This is a genomic window from Inquilinus sp. CA228, from assembly GCF_052078665.1.
Taxonomy (GTDB): Bacteria; Pseudomonadota; Alphaproteobacteria; order DSM-16000; family Inquilinaceae; genus Inquilinus.
Window position 1 is genome coordinate 25,669 of sequence record NZ_JBQJIK010000062.1, and the last position, 25,000, is coordinate 50,668.

Sequence of the window (25,000 nt, forward strand, 5' to 3'; positions counted from 1 at the left end):
CGGCATCTGAGTCCGATGCCCCCAGACCGCAGAATCGGCCGGGCCTTCCGCCTTGTAAAGGCTGCAACGCTCGCAACGCGGTGATCGGTGCGCGTCCGGTACAAAACAGGTACAATCGCGCCATGTCAGAATCCATGGCATCGCGGCCAGCCCGATGACCCCGAAGCCGGACCGGGCCAACCTGCTGCCCGGCCTGTGCCGGGACTGCGGCGCGCATCCGCCGCCGGGTGCGCGGCGCTGCGCCCGCTGCGGGTCGCCGCGCCTGATCCGGCATGCCGAGCTGCACGCGCTGAGCATCGCCCATCTCGACTGCGACGCCTTCTACGCCACGGTGGAGAAGCGCGACCGGCCGGAACTGGCGGGCCGGCCGGTGATCGTCGGCGGCGGGGTGCGCGGCGTGGTCTCCGCCGCCTGCTATGTCGCGCGGCTCTATGGCGTCCGCTCGGCCATGCCGATGTTCAAGGCGCTGGAGGCCTGCCCCGACGCCGTGGTGCTGCGCCCGGACATGGCGAAGTACGCCGCGGTCAGCCGGCAGATCCGCGCCCTGTTCCTGGCCGCCACGCCGAAGGTCGAGCCGCTGTCGCTGGACGAGGCCTTCCTCGACCTGTCCGGCACCCAGGCGCTGCACGGACGCAGCCCGGCCGAGACCTGCGCCGCCATCGCCCGCCAGGTCGAGCGCGAGATCGGCGTCACCCTGTCGATCGGCCTGGCGCCGAACAAGATGCTGGCCAAGATCGCGTCCGACCTGGACAAGCCGCGCGGCTTCGCCGTGATCGGCCGGGCCGACGCCATGGCCTTCCTGGCCGACAAGCCGGCCGGCATCATCCCCGGCGTCGGCCAGGTGATGCGCGAGAAGCTGTTCAGCGACGGCATCCGCACCGTCGGCGACCTGCGCCGGCTGGACGAGGGCGCGCTGGTCCGCCGCTTCGGCGTGTTCGGCCGGCGCCTGTACCGCTATGCCCGCGGCGAGGACCAGCGGCCGGTCGACCCGGACGGTGAGACCAAGAGCGTCTCGGCCGAGACCACCTTCGCCACCGACATCCAGCATTCGCAGGCGCTGCTGCGCGAGCTGTGGCCGCTGTGCGAGACCGTGGCCGCCCGGCTGAAGAAGCACGATCTGGCCGGCGGCACCGTGGTGCTGAAGCTGAAGACCGCCCGCTTCCGGCAGCTGACCCGCAGCCACCGCCTGCCCGACCCGACCCAGTTGGCCGAGACCATCTGGCGCGTCGCCGTGCCGATGGTGGAGCAGGCGGCGTCCGGCGAGGCCTTCCGGCTGATCGGCATCGGCTGCACCGACCTGGTCGAAGGCCGCCTGGCCGACCCGCCGGACCTGCTGGACCCCGCCCCCGCCCGCCGCCGCGCGGTCGAGGAGGCGATGGACGAGATGCGCCGCAAGCTGGGCCCCGACGCCATCGCCAAGGGCCGCTCCGGCCTGCCGCGCCGCCCCGGATAGGTAGCTGTAGCGTCTTTCGGTCGCGGGCTCAGATGCGGGCTGGGCGCGGCCCCCTGGTCGGGAGAAGACTGCGCCCCACCTGCTGTCACGCGATCCGCCGGCGCCGCCGGCGCCCAACCGAGAAAGCCTTGCGATGAACCGACGTGATGCCCTGACGCTGGGCGGGGCCGCCGCCCTCGCCGCCACCGCCGTCCGGATCGGCGCCGCGCGCCCGGCCCTGGCCCAGGCCGCCCCGGCCCCGACCGGCCCGTTCAAGCAGCCGCCGCTGCCGTTCAAGGAGGACGCGCTGGCCCCGACCATCGGCGCCGAGACCGTCGCCCTGCACTATGGCAAGCACCACAAGGCCTATTTCGACACACTGAACAAGCTGGTGCCAGGCACGCCCTACGAATCGATGACGCTGGCCGAGGTGGTGGTGAAATCGGCCGCGGCCAAGGATGCGGCGGTGTTCAACCAGGCCGGCCAGGCCTGGAACCACAACCTGTACTGGGAGCAGTTCACCCCCGGCGGGCCGAAGGCGCCGCAGGGCCGGCTGGCCGACGCCATCGGCGAGTCCTTCGGCGACCAGGCCGCGCTGGTCAAGGCCACCACCGACGCCGCCGGCAAGGTGTTCGGCAGCGGCTGGGTCTGGCTGGTGGCCGATGCCGGCAAGCTGGAGCTGGTCGGCACCTCGAACGCCGATTCGCCCTTCGCCCATGGCGGCCAGCCGCTGTTCGGCATCGATGTCTGGGAGCACGCCTACTATCTGGACTACCAGAACCGCCGCGCCGACCACGTCAAGGCGGTGCTGGAGACGCTGGTCAACTGGTCAGTGGTGTCGGACCGGCTGGGCGCCTGAGCCTCAGTCGCAGCGCGGCGCGTCGATCGGCTCCAACGTGTCCAGCTTCGCCGCCATGGCGAAGTCGCCGTAGTCGATCACGATGCGGTCGGCGATGCCGTTCTCGAACAGGCGCTGGCGCAGCTCGTATTCGGGCTGCTCCGCCCCCGCGCCCGCGCTCTTGTCCTTGTCGGCCTTGCCGACGGTGAAGAAGGCCATGACGATCGGATGCGACGGACCCTGCCGCAGCGCGTCGGCGGCAGGGTCGCCCGGCTGGGTGCGGCCGATCGCGACGCTGACATATTGCGGCCCGTCGGTGGAGCTGCCGTCGAAGAAGCCGGCGGTGAAGATCGATTGCCCCTGCCGCATCGCCTCGACCAGCCGCTGCATATGGGTGGTCGGGAACAGGCTGCCCGCCGGCAGCGGCTGCTTCAGGTCGGCCGGCGTCTTGAACACGGCGTCGCCGCCCGCGCCGCCGTCCAGCCGCGCCGTGCCGCGGATGTCCTCCTTGTCCTCGCCGTTGGTCGAGGAGCTGAGATTGTAGGTCAGCTCATGCCCGTCGGCGGATTCCCAGCCGGCGTAGCGCGTCTTGCGGGTCAGCGTGTCGCCGGAGGCGTAGATCATCGCCACCTGGTAGTTCTGCTCGAAGCTGGAGCCGTCGCAGGCCGTGGCCCAGCGATACTCCATCTGGCCCTCGATCGAGATCACGCTGCGCTGCCCGCGCGTCATGTCGAGGGTCAGGGAATACACCGCCCGGTGCGGCTGCAGCGCCACCGCCGGGGCGGCCTGGGCCGCGCCGGACAGGAGCAGGAGGGCGAGGGCGGCGGATGGTGCGATGCGGGACATGCGCCATCTGAGCCCGAAGCCGCGGGCCGACGCAAGCGCGACGGCGCGGGCCGCCTCAGCCGGCCGGCGCGATCTTCACGCCTTGCAGGCGGATCAGGCTGTCCGGATAGGCGACGAAGCCCTCGACCGCCCGGCGCATCCCCCAGATCGATCGGTAGTGGTACAGCACGATCTGCGGCAGATCCGTGAGGTAGATGTCGGCGGCCTGGCGGTACAGCTCGGCCCGCCGGGCGTCGTCGGTGCTGCCGCGGGCCTGGGCCAGGATGGCGTCGAACTCCGGGTTGCAGTAGCGCCCCCAGTTCAGGAAGCCGTCGCAGGAGGCCCAGGTGCCGATATTGGCGTCGGGGTCGAGCCGCCCGCTCCAGATCGCGATCGAGGCCTGGTAGTTGCCGTCGTTGGAGCTGGCGGCGAGGGTGGCCGCCTCCAGCGCCTGGAGCTTGATGTCGAAGCCGGCCTCGCCCGCCATCGCCTGGATCATCTGCCCGACCTGCTGCGTGACGGGGTTGTTGGTCACCAGCAGGGTGAAGGACGGGTTCGGCGCCCCGGCTTCGGCCAGCAGCGCTTTCGCCTTGTCGAGGTCGCGCGCGGGCATCGGGTGGCCGGGATCCTCGAACCTGGTGCCCGGCACCTCCGGCTGGTTGCCCGGGAGGAACAGCCCGTCATAGGCGGCGGCGTTGATGGCGTCGCGGTCGAGCGACAGCTCCAGCGCCTGGCGCACCTTGGCGCTCTGGCCGATCGGGCTGTTCGCCTGGTCGCCATGGCCGATGTTGAACGAGATCAGGTCGTAGGCCAGCGATGGCGCCTCGACCAGGGTCACGGCCGCATCGTCGCGCAGCCCGGGGACCTCGACCGTCGGCACATGCTCGATCAGGTCGAGGTCGCCGGAGCGCAGGTTGAGCAGCCGCACGGTCTCGTCCGGCATCGGCCGGTAGTCGATCGTGTCCAGGAAGATGGCGTCCCGGTTCCAGTACCGGTCGAAGCGCTTCAGCCGGATGTGGTCGCCCTGGACCCGCTCGACGAACTCGAACGGGCCGGCGCAGACCGGGTGCAGGCCGATGGCGTCGCCCGCCTGCGCCAGCGCCTTCGGCGACAGCATCATCCCGGCCCGATCGGACAACACCGCGACCAGCGGCGCATAGGGTTGCGACAACGTCAGGCGGACGGTCAGCCGGTCCACCGCCGTGACCTCCGCCACCGGCTTCAGCTCCGCCTTCCGGCGCGAGATCGGGGCGCTGCGGAAGCGGTCGAGATTGACCTTCACCGCCGTGGCGTCGAACGGCTCGCCATCCTGGAACAGCACGCCGTCGCGCAGGGTCAGGGTCAGGACCGTGTTGTCGGCCGACCAGCTCCAGCCGGTGGCGAGCTCCGGCTGGAAGTCCCCGCCGGGGGCGACGCCGACCAGCTTGTCGCACAGCGCGGCGAAGACCTGGCGCCCGGAGACCGACCCGCCCTGGGCGGGGTCGAGCACGTCCGGGTCGGCGTCGATGCCGATCCGGATGCCGGCGGCCACGGCCGGCGACGAGGCGACATGAAGCACCAGCACCGCGCCGAGCGCGGCCATCCTTCCCGGCCATCCCAACATCGGTTGCGTCCCTGCAGGTTGGATCCGTCGGGCCTTGAGGCGGCGCGACGTCGCCGGACAGGGTAGCGCGGCAACGCGGCCGCGACGAAGCTGAAATGTCCGATAAAAAGAAACCGCCCGCGGCCGAAGCCGCGAGCGGAAAGCCTCAGCCGGCCTTCTTCGGCAGGTCCAGCTTGATGTGCAGCTCCTTCAGCCGGGCCTCGTCGACCTCGGCCGGGGCACCCATCAGCAGGTCCTCGGCGCGCTGGTTCATCGGGAAGGCGATGACCTCGCGGATGTTCGGCTCGTCCGCCAGCAGCATGACGATGCGGTCGATGCCGGGGGCCGAGCCGCCATGCGGCGGGGCGCCGAAGCGGAAGGCTGACAGCATGCCGCCGAACTTGGCCTCGAGCTCGTTGCGGCCGTAGCCGGCGATCTCGAACGCCTTGATCATGATCTCCGGCTTGTGGTTCCGGATCGCGCCCGAGGACAGCTCGGTGCCGTTGCAGACGATGTCGTACTGGAACGCGTTGATGGTCAGCGGGTCCTGCGTCTCCAGCGCCTCCAGCCCGCCCTGCGGCATCGAGAACGGGTTGTGGCTGAAGTCGATCTGCCCGGTCTCCTCGTTCAGCTCGTACATCGGGAAGTCGACGATCCAGCAGAACTCGTAGCGGTCCGGGTCGATCAGCTCCAGCTCCTGCCCGATCCTGGTGCGGGCGAAGCCGGCCAGCTTGGCGGCCGCGGCCTCCAGGTCGGCGACGAAGAACACCGCGTCGCCGTCCTCGGCGCCGGTGGCCTCGCGCAGCGCTCCCTGGGCACCCGCCTCCAGGAACTTGGCGATCGGGCCCTTGCCGGCGCCGGCCTCGAACACGACGTAGCCGAGGCCCGGCGCGCCCTGCTCCTGCGCCCAGCCGTTCAGCTTGTCGAAGAAGCTGCGCGGCTTGTCGGCCACCTTCGGCGCGCGGATGGCGCGGACCACGCCGCCCTTCTCGATCACGCCCTTGAAGGCGCGGAAGGTCACGTCCTCGCGGGTGAAGACGGCGGTGACGTCGGTGATCACCAGCGGGTTGCGCAGGTCCGGCTTGTCGTTGCCGTATTTCAGCATCGACTCGGCATAGGGGATGCGCGGGAAGGCGCCGGCGGTGACCGCCCGCTTGGTGCCGGTGAAGTCCGAGAACTCCTCGAACACGCCGCGCAGCACCGGCTCGATGGTCTGGAACACGTCTTCCTGGGTGACGTAGCTCATCTCGAAATCGAGCTGGTAGAACTCACCCGGGCTGCGGTCGGCGCGGCCGTCCTCGTCGCGGAAGCAGGGCGCGATCTGGAAGTAGCGGTCGAAGCCGGCCACCATCAGCAGCTGCTTGAACTGCTGCGGCGCCTGCGGCAGGGCGTAGAACTTGCCCGGATGCTGGCGCGCCGGCACCAGGAAGTCGCGCGCGCCCTCCGGGCTCGACGCCGTCAGGATCGGCGTCTGGAACTCGCGGAAGCCCTGCTCGATCATGCGGCGGCGGATCGAGGAGATGACCTCGCTCCGCAGCACGATGTTGCGCTGCATCTTCTGCCGGCGCAGGTCGAGGAAGCGGTGGCGCAGCCGGACATCCTCGCCGGCATCCTCGTCGGACGAGACCTGCAGCGGGATCACCTGGGCAGCCGACTGCAGCACGAAGTCGTCGATCCGCACCTCGATGCCGCCGGTGGGCAGCTTGTCGTTGGCGGTCTCGGCGCTGCGCTTGACCACGGTGCCGGTGATGGTGACGACGCTCTCGACCCGCACCGCCTCGGCCGCCGGGAAATGCGGGCTGTCGGTGTCGACCACGCATTGCGTCAGGCCGTAATGGTCGCGCAGGTCGAGGAACAGCAGATTGCCATGGTCGCGCTTGCGATGGACCCAGCCCGACAGGCGGACGGTCTCGCCGGCCTGTTCGGGACGGAGCTGGCCGCAGGTGTGGGTGCGGTAGGCGTGCATGGGATCGCTCTCGGACCAGGGCAGAAACGCCGGTCAGTGACACTGCGCGCGCCGGCCTGTCAAGCCGCGGCTCGACGCCCCTGCCCTGCCTCCGGCAGAATGGCTGCCGTTCCGCCTCGTTCCGGGCCGCCGATATCATGCGCTGGATTTTCGCCCTCCTCCTTTTCCTCGCCGCAGGGTCCGCCGTCGGACAAGAGCCGCAGCCGCCCTACTTCACCGCCGACGACTGCCCCTCCGGCACGATCCTGCCGGAGGGGATCGCGGCGGAATGCGGCATCGTCACCGTGCTGGAGGACCGCAGCCGGCCGGAGGGGCCGCGCATCCGCCTGCGGGTGGCGACGCTGTGGCGGACGGATCAAGAGCTGCGGCCGGACCCGCTGCTGTACATCGAGGGCGGGCCCGGGCAATGGGCGGGGCTCGACGCCGAGGGTCTCGCAGGTTGGGCGCGAACCCTCAAAGATTGGCGCTGGCTTGGCAACCGCCGCCTCGTGCTGTTCGATCAACGCGGCGTCGGCGCATCACAGATGCTGCCGTCGTCCTGCGGCAGGCTCAACCGGTACACCCTGTTTGAGATCGCAGACCATACGTGGCCCTCGCGACAGGAATGGGCCGCAGCCTTCAAAGACAGTGCCGACAGATGTTGGGCGAGCTTTCGCGAGAACGGATACGATCCCGGCCAGATCACGACCGCCGCGATCGCAGCAGACGTCGCTGATCTCCGCGAGGCGCTGAGCTATCCGGTGTGGAACTTGTGGGCGGTGTCGTTCGGATCTCGCGTCGGGCTGACCGTGATGCGCGACCATCCCGAGGGGCTGCGCTCGGTGATTCTTGAAGGCGTGTGGCCGCCCGAGGCGAATTTCTACGACTATGCCGCAAAGATCGGCGAAGCCTTCGACGCCCTGATCCGAGCCTGTCGAACCGATCTCGCCTGCAGCCAAGGCTACCCCGATCTCGAACGGCGGTTTCTCGCTCTGGCAGATCGGCTCAATGCCAGCCCGCTGTCGGTGCCGCTTTTCGACAGCGAGCCGGCGCGGATCGATGGCTGGACGCTTCGCGACCTTACCGATCAGATGCTGATGTCCGCCGAGCAAGCGCGGCTTCTGCCGCGACTGGTGGCGGAAGTGGAGTCCGGCGATAACCGCCTGCTCGCCGAAAATAAAGAGACCGAGGTCATGGAGTTCTTCGGTGCCGAGCATCGCTACGATCAGGCCGTCTATGTCTCGATTGCCTGTGCCGAGACATTTCCGGACGATCCGGACTGGGTGGCAAAGGCACGATCCCGCGATGCCCGTTTTGCAGAACAGGTCTGGAATCCAATGGCGGACGGGTACTGTGCCGCCTGGCCGGTGCCGCGAAGCCCGGCCAGCGACGCCGCTCCGGTGACCAGCGACATCCCGACCCTGCTGATTTCCGGGGCCTTCGATCCGCGCACTCCACCATCCTGGGCCGAGGCGGCGGCGAAGAGACTGTCCAATGGCTACAGCTATGTCTTTCCCGGACAGGGCCACGGTGTGCTCGATCGTGGCGAAACCTGTGCCGGCCGGATCGCGGATCGGTTCCTCGATGCCCCGTCTCAGCGGCCGGACGATGACTGCTTCGCCAAGCTCGCCCCGCTGATCTTCGAGCCGCCGCCGCGCTAGCCCTCCGCCCGGCGGGCGTCGTAGCGGGCGCGGGCGGTGGCGATCTCAGCCTGGTTGCTCTCGGTCCAGACCACCAGCGCCTTGATCGTCTCGTGCAGGGTGCAGCCGAGCGGCGTCAGCGCATAGTCGACGCGCGGCGGGACGACGGGATAGACCGTCCGCTCGACGATGCCGTCGCGCTCGAGCTGGCGCAGTGTCGTGGTCAGCATGCGCTGGCTGACGCCGTCGATCGTCTTGCGCAGCTCGGTGAAGCGCAGCGTGCGCTTCTCCAGCAGCGAGATCACCAGCAGCGACCATTTGTCGGCGATCCGGTCGAGGATCTGCCGCACCTCGCAATCCTCGCGGGTATCCCACTGCACCACGTCGTCGTCGAGATCGGTGCGGCAGCAGTGCCTCGGTGAGTTTGAAGTGCCTTCTTCCATGGGGTGGGAGCATGCCTTATCTCCATCATGGTTACAATAGGGAACTGATATGCCGATTTCTCACCGGCATGCGGTTTCCTCACCATCGCGACCCAACCCCGAGAGGAGCCGGTCATGTCGACCTCCCCACCCGCCGCCGACGCGGCGGCCGTGCCGATGGGCGCCCGCGCCCGGGGCGCCCTGCTGATCCTGTGCGGCGCGATCTTCCTGGAAGGCATCGACGTGGCGATGCTGAACGTCGCCCTGCCGGCGATCCGGGCCGAGCTCGGCCTGTCGACCACGACGCTGAGCGCCGTGGTCAGCGCCTATGTCCTGGGCTATGCCGGCTTCATGCTGCTGGGCGGGCGCGCCGCCGACCTGTTCGGCAAGCGGCGGATGTTCCTGGCCGCGCTGACCGTCTTCCTGCTGTTCTCCGGCCTCGGCGGCTTCGCCACGGAAGGCTGGATGCTGCTGGTCGCCCGCTTCGTCACCGGCGTGGCCGCGGCCTTCATGACGCCCGCCGGGCTGGCCCTGATCACCACCAACTTCGCCGAGGGGCCGCAACGCAACAAGGCGGTGCTGATCTACGCCGCCACCGCCTCGGCCGGCTTCTCGCTGGGGCTGGTGGCCGGCGGCTTCCTGCTGGCGATCAGCTGGCGCTGGGTGTTCTTCGCGCCGGTGATCCTGTCGGCGCTGATCCTGGCCCTGGCGCCCCGGCTGATCGCGGATGACGGGAAGCGCAGCGCCGGCGGCCGCTTCGACATGCCCGGCGCCGTCACCCTGACCGGCGCCATGCTGACCGCCGCCTATGCCGTCACCCGGCTGGAAAACCCCGGCGAGGGTCTGCCCTGGACCCTGGCCGCCATTGCCGCGAGCCTGGTGCTGGCACTGCTCTTCGTCGCGATCGAGCGGCGCACCCGCGCGCCGCTGGTCCGCCTCGGCATCCTGCGCACCGGGTCGCTGGTCCGCGCCAATCTCGGCGCACTGCTGTTCGCCGGCGCCTTCTTCGGCTTCCAGTTCCTGGTGTCGCTGTACCTGCAGGAGTTGCGCGGCTGGACCGCGCTGGAGACCAGCGTCGCCCTGCTGGCGATCGGCGTCGACGCGATCCTGGCGCCGACGCTGACCCCGAAGCTGGTGTCCCGCTTCGGCCATGCCCGGGTGGTGCTGGGCGGGCTGGTGCTGGCCGTCCTGTCTTACGCGTTGTTCCTGCGCATCAGCCTGGACTGGACCTATGCCAGCATGTTCCCGACCATGATCCTGCTGGGCCTCGCCTTCGCCCTGGCCTACGGCCCGCTGACCATCGCGGCGACCGACGGCATCGCCGCGGACGAGCAGGGGCTGGCCGGCGGCCTGTTCAACACCGCCTTCCAGTTCGGCGCGGCGCTGGGCCTGTCCGCGGTCAGCGCCATCAGCGTCTACAGCCTGGCGGACCTGTCGCCCGCTGGCCGGCTGGAGGCGCTGCAGACGGCGCTGCTGGTGCCCGTCGCCGCCACGGCGCTGGCCGTGCTGGTGACCGCCACCGGGCTGCGCCGGCCCGGGCTGCAGCCGCAGCAGGCCGGCTGACGCGCCGGTCGCGACTCGTCACTGAACGGACGCCCGCGCATGCTATCCTGGCCGTATGAGAGTCGAGGCTTCGAAACCAGCATGGCCGGCGTGACGGCCAGGGCGCAGCGGGCGCCGAATTCCCCCCAGACCCGGGGGCCCCAGAGCCGGGCCGCCCAGGACCGGGTGACGGTCGACCTGTCCGCGGTGGTCGTGGCGGTGGCCGGCGAGACGCCGCGCGTGCTGGCGCTGCGCGGGCCGGACGGGGTCGACGCCCTGCCCGCCGGCCCGCTGGAGCCGCAGCACCGGACCCTGGAGCTGGGGCTGCGCGCCTGGGTCGAGGCCCAGACTGGCCAGCCGCTGGGCTATGTCGAGCAGCTCTACACCTTCGGCGACCGCGACCGGCAGCTGGCCGGGCCGGGCCGGGTCCTGTCGGTCGGCTATCTGGCGCTGCTGCGCGAGGCGGCGCCGGCCGGCGACAGCCTGTGGAGCGACTGGTACCACCACTTCCCGTGGGAGGATCGCCGCGCCGGCCGCCCGGAACTGTTGGACCGGATCGAGCCGGCGCTGGCCGGCTGGGCCGGGGCCGCCGCTGCCGAGCCGGAGCGGCGGCGGCGCGAGGCCCGGCTGCGCCTCGCCTTCGGCCTGGGCGGCCTGCCCTGGGGCGAGGAGCGGGTGCTGGAGCGCTACGAGCTGATGTACGAGGCCGGGCTGGCCGCCGAGGCGCATCAGGACGCCCCGGGCGACCGCGCCCACCCGGCCTGCCCGGCCCTGGCCGAGGGCGCGCCGATGGCGGCCGACCACCGCCGCATCCTGGCCACCGCGATCGGCCGGCTGCGCGGCAAGATCAAGTACCGGCCGGTGGTGTTCGAGCTGATGCCGCCGACCTTCACCCTGTCGCAGTTGCAGCGTACGGTCGAGGCGCTGGCCGGGCTGCGCCTGCACGCCCCGAACTTCCGCCGCCTGGTCGACAGCCAGGGGCTGGTGGAGGAGACCGGCGAGGTCGCCGGCGGCACCGGCGGCCGCCCGGCCCGTCTGGTCCGTTTCCGCCGCGAGGTGCTGCAGGAGCAGCCCGAGCCGGGGGTCAGGCTGCCCCTGTCGCGCCGGCCGGGGTGAGAGGCCGGCCCTAAAACTCGACGTCGAGCTCCTCGAGCTCGTCCGGCTCGGCCCGGGCGGCCTCGACCCATTCGGCCATCGGCGCCCAGCGCATCACCGTCCGGCAATAGGCCCGGCTGTCGGCGTCGAGCGGGACGGCGTAGGTCAGGAAACGGGTGCAGACCGGCGCGTACATCGCATCCGCCAGCGACGGCCGGCCGCCGAACAGGAAGGGGCCGCCGGAGCGCGCCAGGGCGTCGCGCCAGATGGCGAAGACCCGGTCGATGTCGGGCCCGGCGCCGGCCCAGACCTTGAAGCCCGGGTAATGCGCCTTCAGGTTCATCGGCAGCGCCGAGCGCAGATTGTGGAAGCCGGAATGCATCTCGCCGCTGATGGCGCGGCACAGGGCGCGCGCCTTGCGCTCCACCGGCAGGATCCCGGCCTCGGGCTGCAGCTCGGCCAGGTACTCGCCGATCGCCAGCGTGTCCCAGACCACCGCGCCCTCATGCTCCAGGCACGGCACCAGGAAGGAGGGCGAGAGCAGCAGCAGCTCGGCCCGGATCGAGGGATCGTCGATCGGCAGCACATGCTCCTCGATCTCCAGCTCCGCCATCCGGCACAGGAGCCAGCCGCGCAGCGACCAGGAGGAGTAGTTCCTGCTCGATATGGTCGATCTGGCCGTGGCCACCGGCGTCCTCACCCCGTTGCAGCGTCGCCCGGACGGACAATCATCTCGCAGTGCAGCAGAAAACGCACTAGCGTTTCGGTCGGGGGCTCTCGATGGGGGCAGTGCCGGAATCGTGCTCTATCTCGCCTATCAGATCCAATCCGACCTGGCCGCTCCGGTCCGCGCCGCGGCGCGCGCCGCCGAGGCCCTGTTCGGACCCGCTGGCGCCATCGCCGCCCCGACGGCCGCCCGCCCCCTGGCCGCGGCCTGGCACCTGATGGCCCGGGCCGGGCTGAGCCACGCCCGTCCGTCCTACGGCATCGACCGGGTCACGGTCGGCAATCGCGAGGCGGCGGTCACCGAGGTGCCGGTCGCCGCCACGCCGTTCGGCACGCTGCTGCACTTCCGCAAGGACATCGACATCGCCCAGCCGCGGGTGCTGGTGGTGGCGCCGCTGTCCGGCCATTTCGCCACCCTGTTGCGCGGCACGGTGCGCACCCTGCTGGCCGACCACGACGTCTTCATCACCGACTGGCACAATGCCCGCGACATCCCGGTCGGCGCCGGGCGCTTCGGCTTCGACGAGCATATCGAGCACGTCATCCGCTTCCTCGATGCGATCGGCCCCGGCGCGCATGTCCTGGCCGTGTGCCAGCCCTGCGTCCAGGTGCTGGCGGCGGTCTCGGTGATGGCGGCGGACGGCCACCCGGCGACGCCGCGCAGCATGACCCTGATGGCCGGGCCGGTCGACACCCGGATCAACCCGACCAAGGTCAACGAGCTGGCCACCAGCCGACCGATCGACTGGTTCGAGCGGACGCTGATCTCGACCGTTCCCCCGCCCCATGGTGGTGCCGGCCGCCGGGTCTATCCGGGCTTCGTCCAGCTGCTGTCCTTCATGTCGCTCAACATCAACCGGCACCTGAAGACACATATCGAGCTGTGGGGCCATCTGGCGCGCGGCGAGGCGGCGGAGGCGCAGGCGATCCGCAGCTTCTACGACGAGTATTTCGCCGTGCTGGACCTGACCGCGGAGTTCTATCTCGAGACCGTCCGCCTGGTGTTCCAGGAGGCGCTGCTGGCCCGCGGCGAGCTGCGCTTCCGCGGCAGCCGTGTGGAGCCGCGGGCGATCCGGCGGACCGCGCTCCTGACCGTCGAGGGCGAGCGCGACGACATCTGCGCCGTCGGCCAGACCGCCGCGGCGCACGATCTGTGCTCCGGCCTGCGGCCACATCTGAAGCGCCACCACATGCAGCCCGGCGTCGGCCATTACGGCGTGTTCAGCGGCCGGCGCTGGGAAACCCGCACCTATCCCATCGTCCGCCACCTGATGCTGTCGGCGGATCGCTCGTGACGGTCGCCGACGCTACCTCCCTGCCTCGTCCAGCAGTTGGATCTCGTCGGCCGCCAGGGTCAGCCGGGTCGCGGCGATCTGGTCCTCGAGCTGCTCCGGGCTGGTCGCGCTGGCGATCGGGGCGGTGATGCCGGGACGGGCGATCAGCCAGGCCAGCGCCACCGTGGCCGGGCGGACGCCATGCGCCTGCGCCACCCGGTCGAGCGCGTCGAGGATGCGGAAGCCCCGCGGGTTCAGCCGGTCCTTCATGCCGCCGCCGCGGGCGCTCTTCGACAGGTCGGCCTCGCTGCGGTACTTGCCGCTGAGGAAGCCGCTGGCCAGCGAGAAATAGGTGATCACGCCGATGCCCTCGCGCCGGCACAGCTCCTCCAGCGGCCCCTCGTAATGCGACCGCTCGTAGAGATTGTAGTGCGGCTGCATCGTCTCGTAGCGCGGCAGGTCCTTCTCGGCGCTGATCTTCAGGGCCGAGGCCAGCCGCTCGGCGGAAAAGTTCGAGGCGCCGATCGCCCGCACCTTGCCGGCGCGGATCAGCTCGGCATGCGCCGCCAGCGTCTCCTCCTGCGGCGTCTGCAGGTCGTCGTGATGCGACTGGTACAGGTCGATGACATCGACCTGCAGCCGGCGCAGCGAGGCCTCGACCTCCTCGCGGATCCAGGCCGCCGACAGGTCCTTGCGCTGCACCCGGCCCGGCATCTCCCAGCCGACCTTGGTGGCGACCACCACCCGGTCGCGCTTGCCGCTGCGCTTCAGCCACTTGCCGATGATGGTTTCCGACTCGCCGCCCTGGTTGCCGGGCGCCCAGGAGGAATAGGCGTCGGCGGTGTCGATCAGGTTCAGCCCGGCATCGACGAAGGCGTCGAGCACCCGGAACGAGGCGGCCTCGTCCGCGGTCCAGCCGAAGACATTGGTTCCGAGGGCCAGCGGCCCGACCCGGATGCCGGACCGGCCCAGATTGCGCAGTTCCACGGTCTCTCTCCTGCGATCACATCCGGCCGGAACGCCTGCGGCCCGGCCGGATGGCTGCGGGCAACTTCGGGCGTGCCGCGGTGCCCCTGCCACCATTGTAGGCGGAGTGCCGGACGATGCTCAACGCCCGCGGACGGCCTGACCGGCAGGCCTATACCTAGGTATGGCCCATGGCACCGCTCCCGGTTACGGGGCCAACCGCCAATATGATGGCGCCGGGCCTGCAAAGGGCGTTTTCTTCCCGGGCATCGGCGGTCGGACCGGCGATGGCCGAGGCGGCGCCCTTCTCGGATGACAACCGAAACCTGCCGCCCGGCCCTGCCGTCCCGACCATCGAGCCAGCGTGCCAATCGGCTTGGGCCGAAGGCGCGGGCGAGGTTCTGGCGGCTGGCCGTCCCAACCTCCCCCTCCCCGCCTCCCGGGAAAGACGATCGACGCGTGGATCCGATGACGCCGTCGCGCCGCTCAGCGCCCGCGACGTGCGGTCCGGCTCCTGAAAAGCCGGGACCACGAAGGACTGGAGGAAAAAACAATGACCCTGTTCACCCGCCGCGCCGCCCTCGGCACCCTGGCCGCAGGCGGCCTCGCCGTCGCCGCCACCGGCGCGAATGCCCAGACCGCGGCCGTGCCGCAGCCGATGACCCCCGGCCGCGGCGGCACCGATCCCGGCCCGCGCGATCTGATGCGCGACCAGGAGAATCCGAGCTTCCTGAACCCGCCGCGGACCGACAGCGGCACGTTCCAGAACCTGCGCTATTCATTCTCCGACTCGCATATGCGCCAGGAGGAGGGCGGCTGGACCCGCCAGGTCACGATCCGCGAGCTCAGCGTCTCCAAGACCATCGCGGGCGTGAACATGCGCCTGAACGCCGGCGGCACGCGCGAGCTGCACTGGCACAAGCAGGCGGAATGGGCCTACATGCTGTATGGCGAGGCGCGGATCACCGCCGTCGACGCCGCGGGCAACAACTTCGTCGACGATGTCGGCGTCGGCGACCTCTGGTACTTCCCCTCGGGCATCCCGCATTCGATCCAGGGCCTGGGCAAGGATGGCTGCGAATTCCTGCTCGTCTTCGATGACGGCGAATTCGACGAGGACGGCACCTTCCTGCTGAGCGACTGGTTCAAGCATGTGCCGACCGACGTGCTGGGCAAGAATTTCGGTGTCGATCCGAAGTATTTCGGTAACACGCCGGATCCGCATCAGCGCTACATCTTCAACCTGCCGATCCCGGGCCCGCTGGCCGGCGACAGGATCCCCGGGGCGAGCCCGGTGCCGCAGGTCTTCAGCCACAAGATGCTGGCGCAGGACCCGATCAAGACCAAGGGCGGCACCGTCCGCATCACCGACTCCTCGAACTTCCAAGCCTCCAAGACCATCGCCGCGGCGCTGGTCGAGATCGAGCCCGGCGGGATGCGCGAGCTGCACTGGCACCCGAACGCCGATGAGTGGCAGTACTACATCGAGGGCCAGGCCCGCATGGGCGTGTTCGGCGCGGTCGGGTCCGCCCGCACCATCGACTACGTCGCCGGCGATGTCGGCTACGTGCCCTTCGCCATGGGCCACTACATCGAGAACACCGGCACCACCACGCTGCGCTTCCTCGAGATGTTCAAGAGCAGCTACTACGCCGACGTCTCGCTGAACCAGTGGATGGCGCTGACCCCGCCGGAGTTGGTGCAGGGCCATCTCAACCTCGACAAGGCGGTGATGGACGCGCTGCGCAAGGACAAGAGCCCGGTCGTCGCCGGCTGAGCCGGCGGCCCCGCCGCCGGGCCCCCTGCGCCAGACGCGGGGGTCCGGCGAGGGATGGGCTGAACGATCTTCGACGCCGTGAAGGAGAAGGCTGGCGATGTATCGCGACACGATTGCCAAATATGCCGAGTCCGGGGCGCACAAGGCCGGGATGGTCAGGGCCCATCTGCTGGCCTTCCTGATCGGCTCGGCCCTGGCCGGCGCCTATATCGGCTTCGGCGACATCTTCATGTTCACCGTCGGCGCCCATGCCGACCCATCCTGGTCGCATCTGGTGATGGGCACGGTCTTCGCCTCGGCCCTGACCATCGTGATCTTCGCCGGGTCGGAACTGTTCACCGGCACCGCCATGTACATGCCCTTCGCCGTGCTGCGCGGCGACAGCGGCGTGGGCGACATGCTGCGGGTCTGGATCGCCTGCTGGGTCGGCAACCTGGCCGGTGCAGTGGTGCTGGCGGGGCTGCTGCACATGGCCGGCGGCGGCGTGCTGCTGACCGACGGCAGCAGCGAGTTCTTCGCCGTGGTCGCCGCCAAGATGGCGGCGCCCGGCTATGAGCTGTTCGCCCGCGGCCTATTGTGCAACTGGCTGGTCTGCCTGGCCATCTGGATGTGCGGCCGCACCGAGAACGACGCCGCCAAGATCGCGCTGATCTTCTGGCCGATCGCGCTCTTCGTCGCCTGCGGCTTCGAGCATTCGGTCGCCAACATGTTCGTCTTCGCCCTGGCCCTGCTGGGCGCGCATCCGGAGACGGTCACGCTCGGCGGCGCCGTGCACAACCTGGTCTGGGTGACGCTGGGCAACCTCGTCGGCGGCGGCCTGATGGTCGGGCTGGGCTACTGGCTGCAGGAGCGCGGCGCCGACCGGCCGGCCGAAGCCACGGTCCCTGCCCCGGCGGCCCGGCCGTCGAACGTTCTGCCACGCGTCTAGCCGAGGAGCCTTGCGATGCCGAAAGACACCGATGTCCCGGGCGTGAAGCCCTATGGCGGCCCGGCCGGCGGCTGGGGTGCCCTCGGCGCCGTGGCCCGGGCGATCAAGGACCAGATGGCGATCGCCGAGGACACCCGCGCGCTGATGCGGATGAACCAGCCCTCGGGCTTCGACTGCCCCGGCTGCGCCTGGCCCGACCCGAAGCACACCTCGTCCTTCGAGTTCTGCGAGAACGGCGCCAAGGCGGTGTCGTGGGAGACCACGAGCAAGCGCGTCACACCGGAGTTCTTCGCCGCGCACCCGGTCTCCGAGCTCTGGACCTGGTCCGACCATGCGCTGGAGGACGAGGGCCGGCTGACCCATCCGCTGGCCTATGACCGGGCGACCGACCGCTACCTGCCGGTCAGCTGGGACGAAGCGTTCCGCCGGATCGGCGAGCGATTGCGCGGCTATGCCGACCCGAACACGGTCGAGTTCTATACCTCCGGCCGGACCTCGAACGAGGCCGCCTTCCTGTACCAGCTCTTCGTCCGCGAATACGGCACCAACAACTTCCCCGACTGCTCGAACATGTGCCACGAGGCCACGAGCGTCGGCCTGCCGGTGTCGATCGGCGTCGGCAAGGGCACGGTGACGCTGGAGGATTTCGACCTCTGCGACGCCATCTTCTGCATCGGCCACAACCCGGGCACCAACCATCCGCGCATGCTGACGACGTTGCGCGAGGCGGCGAAGCGCGGCGTGCCGATCGTGGTCTTCAACCCGCTGCGCGAGCGCGGGCTGGAGCGCTTCGCGGCGCCGCAGAGCCCGATGGAGATGCTGACCCTCGGCTCGACCCCGATCGCCTCGGCCTACCACCAGGTCAAGGTCGGCGGCGACGTCGCCGTGCTGAAGGGCATGATGAAGGCGCTGCTGGCGGCCGACGCCGCGGACCTCGCCGCCGGCGGGCCGGGGTTGCTGGACCGGGCCTTCATCGCCGGGCACACCGCCGGCTTCGAAGCACTGGTCGCGGATCTGGAGACGGTGTCCTGGGAGGTGATCGAGGCGCAATCCGGCCTGCCGCGCGACACCATCGAATCCGCCGCTTCGGTCTATGCCAAGGCGCAGAAGGTCATCGTCTGCTACGGCATGGGCCTGACCCAGCACCGGCACGGCACCTCGAATGTGCAGCAGCTGGCCAACCTGATGCTGCTGCGCGGCAATATCGGCCGGCCGGGCGCCGGCATCTGCCCGCTGCGCGGCCATTCCAACGTGCAGGGCGACCGTACCGTCGGCATCACCGAGATCCCGTCCAAGCCGTTCCTCGACGCGATCGAGCGGGTCTTCGGCTTCGACCCGCCGCGGGAGAAGGGCCACAGCGCGGTGGAATCGGTGCAGGCGATCATCGACGGCCGGTCCAAGGCGATCATCTGCCTCGGCGGCAACCTCGCCGTCGCCATGTCCGACCCCGACGCGGTGTTCGCCGGCATGCGCAAGCTGGACCTGGCGGTGCACATCGCCACCAAGCTGAACCGCTCGCACCTGCTGCTGGCGCAGGAGTCGATCATCCTGCCCTGCCTCGGCCGCACCGAGCGCGACCTGCAGGAAGGCGGTGTCCAGTCGATCACGGTCGAGGATTCGATGTCGATGGTGCACGCCTCGCGCGGCGCCCTGCCCCCGGCCTCGGACCAGCTGCGGTCGGAGCCGGCGATCGTCGCCGGGCTGGCGCTGGCGACGCTGCCGGACACGAAGGTCGACTGGGCCGGGCTGGTCGCCGACTACGCCCGCATCCGCGACAAGATCGAGGCGGTGTTCCCCGACTTCTTCGACTTCAACGCCCGCGTCGCCGAGCCCGGCGGGTTCCGGCTGAACGTGCCGGCGTCGCAGCGCGAATGGCGGACGCCGTCGGGCAAGGCCCACTTCCTGGTCTGCGCCGGGGTCGAGGAAGATCCGCGCGTGGCCCGGGCCGACGCGCTGCGTCTGACCACCATCCGCAGCCACGACCAGTACAACACCACGATCTACGGCCTGAACGACCGCTACCGCGGCATCACCGGCCGGCGCGACGTGGTATTCCTGAACGGGGACGACTTGGCGGCGCTGGGCCTCGGCCATGGCGATCTGGTCGATGTCGAGGCGGTGGCCAACGACCCGGGCGATCCGCCGCGGGTGCTGCGCGGCGTCACCGCCGTGGCCTATGACATCGCCCGGGGCTCGGCCGCCGCCTACTACCCCGAGGCCAACGGCCTGGTCGCGCTCGACTCCTATGACGAGCGCAGCGGCACGCCGACCTACAAGTCGATCCCGGTGGTGATCCGCCGCGCCGGGTAGAACACGATGCGGCCGGTTTCGCGTTGCCTCTCCCGCTTGCGAGGCTTTTTCAGAATACCGCCGTTCGAGCCGATCCATCCCTTCTACCCTCCCCCTCCCCTCGCGGGAGGGGGCAGGGGGAGGGGGTTTTCGCCATCAAGGCCGGCCTGAATTCTGACGCTTCGGCCATGACGGCGAGACCTGTTTTCTCCGCATTCGCGCGCGGACGCGCGCAGACCCCTCCCCCAACCCCCTCCCGCAAGGGGAGGGGGAGTGTGGAAGGCTGCGCTCATCGATGCTGAAAGGTTGTGAAGACAGCGAGTTCGCGAGCGGCTTACCCCGTGTCCGGCGGCCTGGGCTTGCGGCCGGAGGGCGAGCGGGGCTTGGGCTGATCCGCGGGCGGATCGTCCTCGCCGTCCTGCGGCGGTATGAAGCCCAGCTGCTCCATGGCCTCGTCGGCCATCTCGAGCCACTGCTCCACCCGCACCGGGAGGCCCCAGCGCCGGCACAGCGCCGCCACCGCGACCGGCGCCCGGCTGGCCTCGATCAGCTCGACCACCTCCGGCCGCTCCAACTGCTCGCGCACCTCGGTGACGCGGCGGTTGATCTCCTCATTGTCCTCCGACACCTCGTAAGCCGCCGCCAGCATCGCCAGCTTCACCCGCAGATCGTGAAAGTCCTCCTGGGCCGCCTCACGCTTCGCCGCCGCCTTGCGACGCTCGTCGACCTGCCGGGACAGCTTGTCCTTGAGCAGCAGGGTCAGCCGCGCCGAGCGCGCGACGGTGGCGATCCGCTGGCAATAGTCGACGCCCAACGCCGGCGCCTGCAGCGCCTCCTGCTGCGTCGCCCGGGCGATCGACATCTGGATCTCGACCAGCTCCGCCAGCACGCGCAGATCCCCCTCTGCCGCCGGAGCGGCCGGGGCTTCCGAAACCGAATCGGTCTGCGCCTTGTCCATAGAACGTATCATGAACATTATCGCAGATTAATACAAGAGCACAATGTGTTAACAGCGAGACCAGGTCCGATCCCGTCAGGGTCATCCGATCCGGCCAAGGCTCATCCCGATCTAACCGGGCCGGCTGTCCAGCGCGTCGGCGATGCGCACCAGGTCGGCGACCGACCGCGCCGCCATCTTCCGCATCACCTGGCCGCGGTGGATCTTGACCGTGACCTCGCTGAGGCCGAGCCGGCCGGCGATCTCCTTGTTCATCAGCCCGGTGGTGACCAGGGCCATGATCTGCCGCTCGCGCGGGGTCAGGGTCTCGTACCGCCCCGCGACCTCGGCCACGCGCTGCTCCGCCGCGCGCCGCTCGCGGTCGCGCTCGACGGCCGCGGCGACGGCGTCGAGCATGTCCTGGTCGCGGAACGGCTTGGTCAGGAAGTCGACGGCGCCGGCCTTCATCGCCCGCACGCTCATCGGGATGTCGCCATGGCCGGTCATGAACACGACCGGGATGCCGAGTCCGGCCTGGGTCAGCTGCGCCTGGACATCGAAGCCGCTGGCCATCTGCAGCCGGATGTCGAGCACCAGGCAGTTCGCCGACCCCAGCGGGTCGCCGTGCAGCAGTTCCTCCGGCGCGGCGAAGCAGGCGACGCGGAAGCCGACCGAGCGCAGCAGGCTGTCCAGCGCGGTGCGAACCGCGTCCTCGTCGTCCAGCACCAGCACCAGCGGCGCCTCGGCCAAAGTATCGGTCATGCCGCCGCCCGGGCCGCCGGCAGGGCGACATGAAAGGTCAGCCCCACATCGGCGTTGCGCGACGCCCGAATCCGCCCGCCATGGGCTTCGACGATGGAGCGGCAGATCGACAGCCCGAGGCCCATGCCGCCGGGCTTGGTGGTGCGGAACGGGGTGAACAGGCCAGCCATCGCCTCCGGCTCCAGCCCGACGCCGCTGTCCGCGACCTGGACCACGACCTCCCCTGTCGGGCTGCGGAGGGTCTCGACCGTGAGCTCGCGGCGGGGCGCCGTCGCCATCGCCTGGATCGCGTTGACCATGAGGTTGATCAGCACCTGCTGCAGCTGGATGCGGTCGCCCGCCACCGGCGGCAGCCCGGGCGCGAGCCGGGTCCGTAGCGCCGCGCCATGGTCGGCGATCTCGCGCTGCATCAGCTCGGCCACGTCGTCGACGACGGTGTTGGGATCGACCGGCACCCGTTCCGGCTCCACCTTCCGGGTCAGGTCGCGCAGCCGCTGCACGACATGGTCGGCACGGTTGGCCTGGCCGGCGATCCGGCCGGCGCAGGCCCGGGCCTCGTCGAGAGCCGGCACCGGCCGGTCGAGCCAGCGCAGGCAGGCCTGGCTGTCGGTGACGATCGCCGCCAGCGGCTGCTTCACCTCATGCGCAATCGACGTCGTCAGCTCGCCGAGCGTGACCACGCGGGAGACATGCGCCAGCTCGGCCCGGGCCTCGGCCAGGGCCTGGCGTTCGGTGATGTCGACGGCGCTCAACAGGGCGGTGGAGCGCACGCCGTCGGCCGGGAAGGTGGCGGTGAGCAGGACCGAGCGGCGCTGTCCGCCGATGGTCTGCAGCACGGTTTCGCCGGCGAAGGACGGCCGGCCCTCCGCCAGGGCGATCAGCAGGTCGCGCCAGGTCCGCACGGTCTCGGGCAGGAAGATGCGCGGACGTCCGGCGATCGCCTCGGCCGCATCGGCGGCACCGACCAGCCGGACCGCGGCGTCGTTGGCGTCGACCGTGCGCATCAGGGCGATGCAGCGCTCGACTAGGCGATGGTCGTCCTCCAGCCGGCGCCGGAGGTCGGGGACGCCCTGGCGCGCGAGCTCCTCGAACAGGCGATGGACCCGGGTGAAATCCTCCTCCCAGATCGCCACGCCGACCGACCGGAAGATGCCGCGCCAGCGCCGCTCGCTGTCGCGCAGCACCGCCGTCGCCGCCTGGCTGCGCTGGGCCAGCACGGTGGCGATGGCGATGGCCGACAGGCTGACGATGCCGCGCAGGAGATGGGCCTCGAACCCGGTGTGCCGCAGCCCGACCAGGAAGCCGATGATGGTCAGCCCGCCGCAGCCCAGCGCCACCAGCAGGACGCCGCGGCGGTCGAGGAAGCCGACCGACATCAGGATGACGATGGCGTAGAGCACCGCCACCGCGATCTTCATCGGGCTGAAGGTGTCGAACTGGAAGATGGCGAGGGCGAGGGCCCCGGTCAGCAGCGGCAGCAGCCGGTCGCGCCCGGCCCAGGCCCGCAGGGTGGCGCCCGGACGGAACCCGGATGCTGCGGTCGGAGTGGCGGTCATCGGGGCCGCTGCCCGGCGACGGGATCGGTCATGGTGCTCTGTCCTCGGGCCGGCTCGAATCGCCCGTGCTGGCCGAGAGATGATCACGCGCGCGGCCGGCGGCAACACCTTCCGGCGGGATGCTGGGTCGTCCTCCGCGAAGCCATCTTGATTTTCTTATTCTGAGAATTAGTATAACCAAAGCGACACCGATTCGGGCCGCGCCCGTCCTCTTAATTCTCGAAATGAGCAGAACCCCGATGTCCGCCCTGACCGACTACACCGAAGCCGTCGCCGCGCGCACCGCGCCGCTGTACGACCGGCTGTCCCGCGTCATCCCGGCCTTCGACTGGCCGGGCTTCGCCCCCGACATCGACGCCATCCTGCGGCTGAAGCGCGAGCGCGACGCGGTGATCCTGGCGCACAACTACCAGACGCCGGAGATCTTCCACGGCATCGCCGACATCACCGGCGACAGCCTGGCCCTGGCACGCGAGGCGGCCCGGGTCGAGGCCTCGGTGATCGTGCTGTGCGGCGTGCACTTCATGGCCGAGACGGCGAAGCTGCTGAACCCGGCCAAGACAGTGCTGATCCCCGATGCCGCCGCCGGCTGCTCGCTGGCCGAATCGATCACGCCGGAGGATGTGCGCCTGCTGCGCCGCCGCTACCCGGGCGTGCCGGTGGTGACCTATGTCAACACCTCGGCCGCGGTGAAGGCGGAGAGCGACATCTGCTGCACCTCCGGCAACGCCGTGAAGGTGGTGGAGAGCCTGGGCGTGCCGCGCGTCATCTTCATCCCGGACGGCTACCTGGCGGCCAATGTCGCGGCCGAGACCAAAGTCGAGATCATCGCCTGGCAGGGCGCCTGCGAGGTGCATGAGCGGTTCGGGCCGGACGACATCCGGCAGCTGCGCGAGGCCCATCCCGGCGTGGTCGTGCTGGCCCATCCGGAATGCCCGCCCGAGGTGGTGGCGGAGGCCGATTTCGCCGGCTCCACCGCCGCCATGAGCGACTATGTGGCGCGCGAGCGGCCCGGCCGGGTGGTGCTGGTGACCGAATGCTCGATGAGCGACAACGTCGCCGTGCAGTTCCCGGAGATCGACTTCATCCGGCCCTGCAACCTGTGCCCGCACATGAAGCGGATCACCCTGCCCAAGATCCGGCACGCGCTGGAGACGATGACCCATGCGGTGACGCTGGACCCCGCCGTGATCGCCCGCGCCCGCGCCGCGGTCGAACGCATGCTGGAGGTGCGCTGATGGACGCGATCTCGTCCCGCCCGCAGGATCGCGTCGTGGTGATCGGCGCCGGCATCGCCGGCCTGGCCACGGCGCTGCGGCTGGCCCCCTTGCCCGTCCTGCTGCTCACCTCGGCACCCGTGGGGGCCGCGGCCGCCACCGGCTGGGCCCAGGGCGGCATCGCCGCGGCGCTAGGCCCCGACGACGACCCGACGCTGCACGCCGCCGACACGCTGGCGGCCGCCGCTGGGCTGGGCGACCCGGGGGTGGCGCGGCGCGTCACCGAGGCGGCCCCCGGCTGCATCGTCTGGCTGGCCGAACTGGGAGCGCCCTTCGACCGCTCGGATGACGGCGGCTTCGCGCTCGGCCTGGAGGCGGCGCATGGCCGCCGCCGCATCGTCCATGCCGGCGGCGACGGCACCGGCGCCGCGGTGTTGCACACCCTGGCCCGGGCGGTCGAGGCCGATCCGCGCATCACCCTCCGCCATGCCCGCGCCACCGCCCTGCTGCGCGACGAGGCCGGCGTCTGCGGCGTGCTGGCCTGGGAGGACGGCGCCCCGGTCGCCATCCCGGCCCGGGCCGTGGTGCTGGCCACCGGCGGGGTCGGCGGCCTCTACGCCCACACCACCAACCCGCTCGGCGTGGCCGGCACCGGCCTGGCCCTGGCGGCGCGGGCCGGGGCGGTGCTGCGGTGGCCTCCGGGGCGCGGCGGGGCGAGGGCGCGACGCTGGTCACGGCCTCGGGCGAGCGGGTGATGGCGGACCATCCGCAGGGCGACCTGGCCCCGCGCGACGTGATCGCCCGCGCCGTCTGGCGCCGGGTCGCGGCCGGCGAGGCGGTGTTCCTGGACGCGCGGCCTCTGGGCAGCGGGTTGGACCGCTTCGCCCGGGTCACAGCCTTGTGCCGCGAGGCCGGGCTGGACCCGTCCCGGCAGCCGATCCCGATCCGCCCGGCGGCGCATTACCACATGGGCGGCGTGGCAGTGGACGGCAGCGGCCGCAGCTCCGTGCCCGGCCTCTGGGCCGCGGGCGAGGTCGCGGCGACCGGCCTGCATGGCGCCAACCGCCTGGCCAGCAACTCGCTGCTCGAGGCCCTGGCCTTCGCCGGCTGGATCGCCGCGGACATCCGCGGCGGCGACGCCCGGCCGCCGCTGCGCCCGCTGCCGCTCGGCGCCGCCCGCCGCCCCGCCCCCGACGCCGGCATGGTCGCCACGCTGCGAGGGGTGATGGAGCGCCATGTCGGCGTGG

21 protein-coding genes are annotated in these 25,000 nt (G+C 70.8%); 12 read left to right on the forward strand and 9 right to left on the reverse strand.

Going from position 1 to position 25,000, the window contains the following annotated elements; genetic code table 11:
- Window positions 1–154 precede the first annotated feature (154 nt).
- Both ACTOWL_RS26835 and ACTOWL_RS26840 read left to right on the forward strand, forming a co-directional pair.
- Window positions 155–1,453: a DNA polymerase IV gene (locus tag ACTOWL_RS26835; protein WP_441324350.1), complete on the forward strand. Its 1,299-nt coding sequence runs from the start codon at window positions 155–157 to the stop codon at window positions 1,451–1,453.
- A gap of 133 nt (window positions 1,454–1,586) precedes the next feature.
- A complete protein-coding gene (locus ACTOWL_RS26840; protein ID WP_441324351.1) occupies window positions 1,587–2,291 on the forward strand; it encodes a superoxide dismutase in 705 nt (234 codons plus the stop codon).
- 3 nt (window positions 2,292–2,294) lie between these two features.
- Here the strand turns inward: ACTOWL_RS26840 and ACTOWL_RS26845 are convergent, their stop codons facing one another.
- The 3 genes from ACTOWL_RS26845 to aspS form a co-directional block, all read right to left on the reverse strand.
- Window positions 2,295–3,116, reverse strand: coding sequence for an EipB family protein (locus ACTOWL_RS26845; protein WP_441324352.1), 822 nt, complete (start codon window positions 3,114–3,116; stop codon window positions 2,295–2,297).
- Between the two features lie 55 nt (window positions 3,117–3,171).
- Entirely contained in the window at window positions 3,172–4,677 is a 1,506-nt protein-coding gene (locus ACTOWL_RS26850) for an ABC transporter substrate-binding protein (protein WP_441324353.1), read from the reverse strand.
- 166 nt (window positions 4,678–4,843) lie between these two features.
- Window positions 4,844–6,643 carry an aspartate--tRNA ligase gene (gene aspS / locus ACTOWL_RS26855; RefSeq protein ID WP_441324354.1) on the reverse strand — a complete coding sequence of 600 codons (1,800 nt, stop codon included), beginning with the start codon at window positions 6,641–6,643 and terminating at the stop codon, window positions 4,844–4,846.
- Window positions 6,644–6,780: 137 nt separating this feature from the next.
- Between aspS and ACTOWL_RS26860 the strand changes: the two genes are divergently transcribed.
- Window positions 6,781–8,283: an alpha/beta hydrolase gene (locus tag ACTOWL_RS26860; protein ID WP_441324355.1), complete on the forward strand. Its 1,503-nt coding sequence runs from the start codon at window positions 6,781–6,783 to the stop codon at window positions 8,281–8,283.
- Here ACTOWL_RS26860 and ACTOWL_RS26865 read toward each other — a convergent pair.
- Window positions 8,280–8,642, reverse strand: a complete 363-nt coding sequence (locus ACTOWL_RS26865; RefSeq protein ID WP_441324356.1) for a winged helix-turn-helix transcriptional regulator — start codon at window positions 8,640–8,642, stop codon at window positions 8,280–8,282. The genes ACTOWL_RS26860 and ACTOWL_RS26865 overlap by 4 nt on opposite strands.
- Window positions 8,643–8,819: 177 nt before the next feature.
- Between ACTOWL_RS26865 and ACTOWL_RS26870 the strand changes: the two genes are divergently transcribed.
- Window positions 8,820–10,247 carry an MFS transporter gene (locus tag ACTOWL_RS26870; protein ID WP_441324357.1) on the forward strand — a complete coding sequence of 476 codons (1,428 nt, stop codon included), beginning with the start codon at window positions 8,820–8,822 and terminating at the stop codon, window positions 10,245–10,247.
- An 81-nt stretch (window positions 10,248–10,328) separates the two neighbouring features.
- Window positions 10,329–11,342, forward strand: a complete 1,014-nt coding sequence (locus tag ACTOWL_RS26875) for an NUDIX hydrolase (RefSeq protein ID WP_441324358.1) — start codon at window positions 10,329–10,331, stop codon at window positions 11,340–11,342.
- Window positions 11,343–11,352: 10 nt separating this feature from the next.
- Here ACTOWL_RS26875 and ACTOWL_RS26880 read toward each other — a convergent pair whose 3' ends face one another.
- On the reverse strand, window positions 11,353–12,009 hold the full coding sequence (locus tag ACTOWL_RS26880) for a glutathione S-transferase family protein (protein ID WP_441324359.1): 657 nt from the start codon (window positions 12,007–12,009) through the stop codon (window positions 11,353–11,355).
- 112 nt (window positions 12,010–12,121) lie between these two features.
- Here ACTOWL_RS26880 and ACTOWL_RS26885 point away from each other — a divergent pair, with 112 nt between their 5' ends.
- Complete coding sequence (locus ACTOWL_RS26885) at window positions 12,122–13,342, forward strand: polyhydroxyalkanoate depolymerase (RefSeq protein WP_441324360.1); 1,221 nt, start codon at window positions 12,122–12,124, stop codon at window positions 13,340–13,342.
- A 12-nt stretch (window positions 13,343–13,354) separates the two neighbouring features.
- On the opposite strand, the gene ACTOWL_RS26890 is transcribed toward ACTOWL_RS26885, so the two are convergent.
- Window positions 13,355–14,308 carry an aldo/keto reductase gene (locus ACTOWL_RS26890; RefSeq protein WP_441324361.1) on the reverse strand — a complete coding sequence of 318 codons (954 nt, stop codon included), beginning with the start codon at window positions 14,306–14,308 and terminating at the stop codon, window positions 13,355–13,357.
- Window positions 14,309–14,840: 532 nt separating this feature from the next.
- On the opposite strand from ACTOWL_RS26890, the gene ACTOWL_RS26895 reads away from it, so the two are divergent.
- From ACTOWL_RS26895 to ACTOWL_RS26905, 3 genes are all read left to right on the forward strand, one after another.
- The gene (locus tag ACTOWL_RS26895; RefSeq protein ID WP_441324362.1) at window positions 14,841–16,064 is read left to right on the forward strand and encodes an oxalate decarboxylase family bicupin; all 1,224 of its coding nucleotides are present in this window, start codon (window positions 14,841–14,843) and stop codon (window positions 16,062–16,064) included.
- 97 nt (window positions 16,065–16,161) lie between these two features.
- Window positions 16,162–16,992, forward strand: coding sequence for a formate/nitrite transporter family protein (locus ACTOWL_RS26900; RefSeq protein WP_441324363.1), 831 nt, complete (start codon window positions 16,162–16,164; stop codon window positions 16,990–16,992).
- Window positions 16,993–17,007: 15 nt separating this feature from the next.
- On the forward strand, window positions 17,008–19,302 hold the full coding sequence (locus ACTOWL_RS26905; RefSeq protein WP_441324364.1) for an FdhF/YdeP family oxidoreductase: 2,295 nt from the start codon (window positions 17,008–17,010) through the stop codon (window positions 19,300–19,302).
- 313 nt (window positions 19,303–19,615) lie between these two features.
- Here the strand turns inward: ACTOWL_RS26905 and ACTOWL_RS26910 are convergent, their stop codons facing one another.
- The 3 genes from ACTOWL_RS26910 to ACTOWL_RS26920 all read right to left on the reverse strand — a co-directional run bounded on the left by ACTOWL_RS26910 (window position 19,616) and on the right by ACTOWL_RS26920 (window position 22,536).
- On the reverse strand, window positions 19,616–20,251 hold the full coding sequence (locus ACTOWL_RS26910) for a hypothetical protein (RefSeq protein WP_441324365.1): 636 nt from the start codon (window positions 20,249–20,251) through the stop codon (window positions 19,616–19,618).
- 99 nt (window positions 20,252–20,350) lie between these two features.
- Window positions 20,351–20,980 (reverse strand): response regulator transcription factor, encoded by a 630-nt coding sequence (locus ACTOWL_RS26915; protein ID WP_441324366.1) that lies wholly within the window; start codon window positions 20,978–20,980, stop codon window positions 20,351–20,353.
- Window positions 20,977–22,536 carry a sensor histidine kinase gene (locus ACTOWL_RS26920; protein WP_441324367.1) on the reverse strand — a complete coding sequence of 520 codons (1,560 nt, stop codon included), beginning with the start codon at window positions 22,534–22,536 and terminating at the stop codon, window positions 20,977–20,979. The genes ACTOWL_RS26915 and ACTOWL_RS26920 overlap by 4 nt, the downstream gene beginning before the upstream one ends.
- A gap of 239 nt (window positions 22,537–22,775) precedes the next feature.
- Here ACTOWL_RS26920 and nadA point away from each other — a divergent pair, with 239 nt between their 5' ends.
- From nadA to ACTOWL_RS26935, 3 genes are all read left to right on the forward strand, one after another.
- Window positions 22,776–23,774 (forward strand): quinolinate synthase NadA, encoded by a 999-nt coding sequence (gene nadA, locus ACTOWL_RS26925; RefSeq protein ID WP_441324368.1) that lies wholly within the window; start codon window positions 22,776–22,778, stop codon window positions 23,772–23,774.
- Complete coding sequence (locus tag ACTOWL_RS26930) at window positions 23,774–24,508, forward strand: FAD-binding protein (protein ID WP_441324369.1); 735 nt, start codon at window positions 23,774–23,776, stop codon at window positions 24,506–24,508. The genes nadA and ACTOWL_RS26930 overlap by 1 nt, the downstream gene beginning before the upstream one ends.
- Window positions 24,505–25,000: FAD-binding protein (locus tag ACTOWL_RS26935; protein WP_441324370.1), on the forward strand; the 496-nt coding region annotated here is incomplete at its 3' end. The genes ACTOWL_RS26930 and ACTOWL_RS26935, both read left to right, overlap by 4 nt.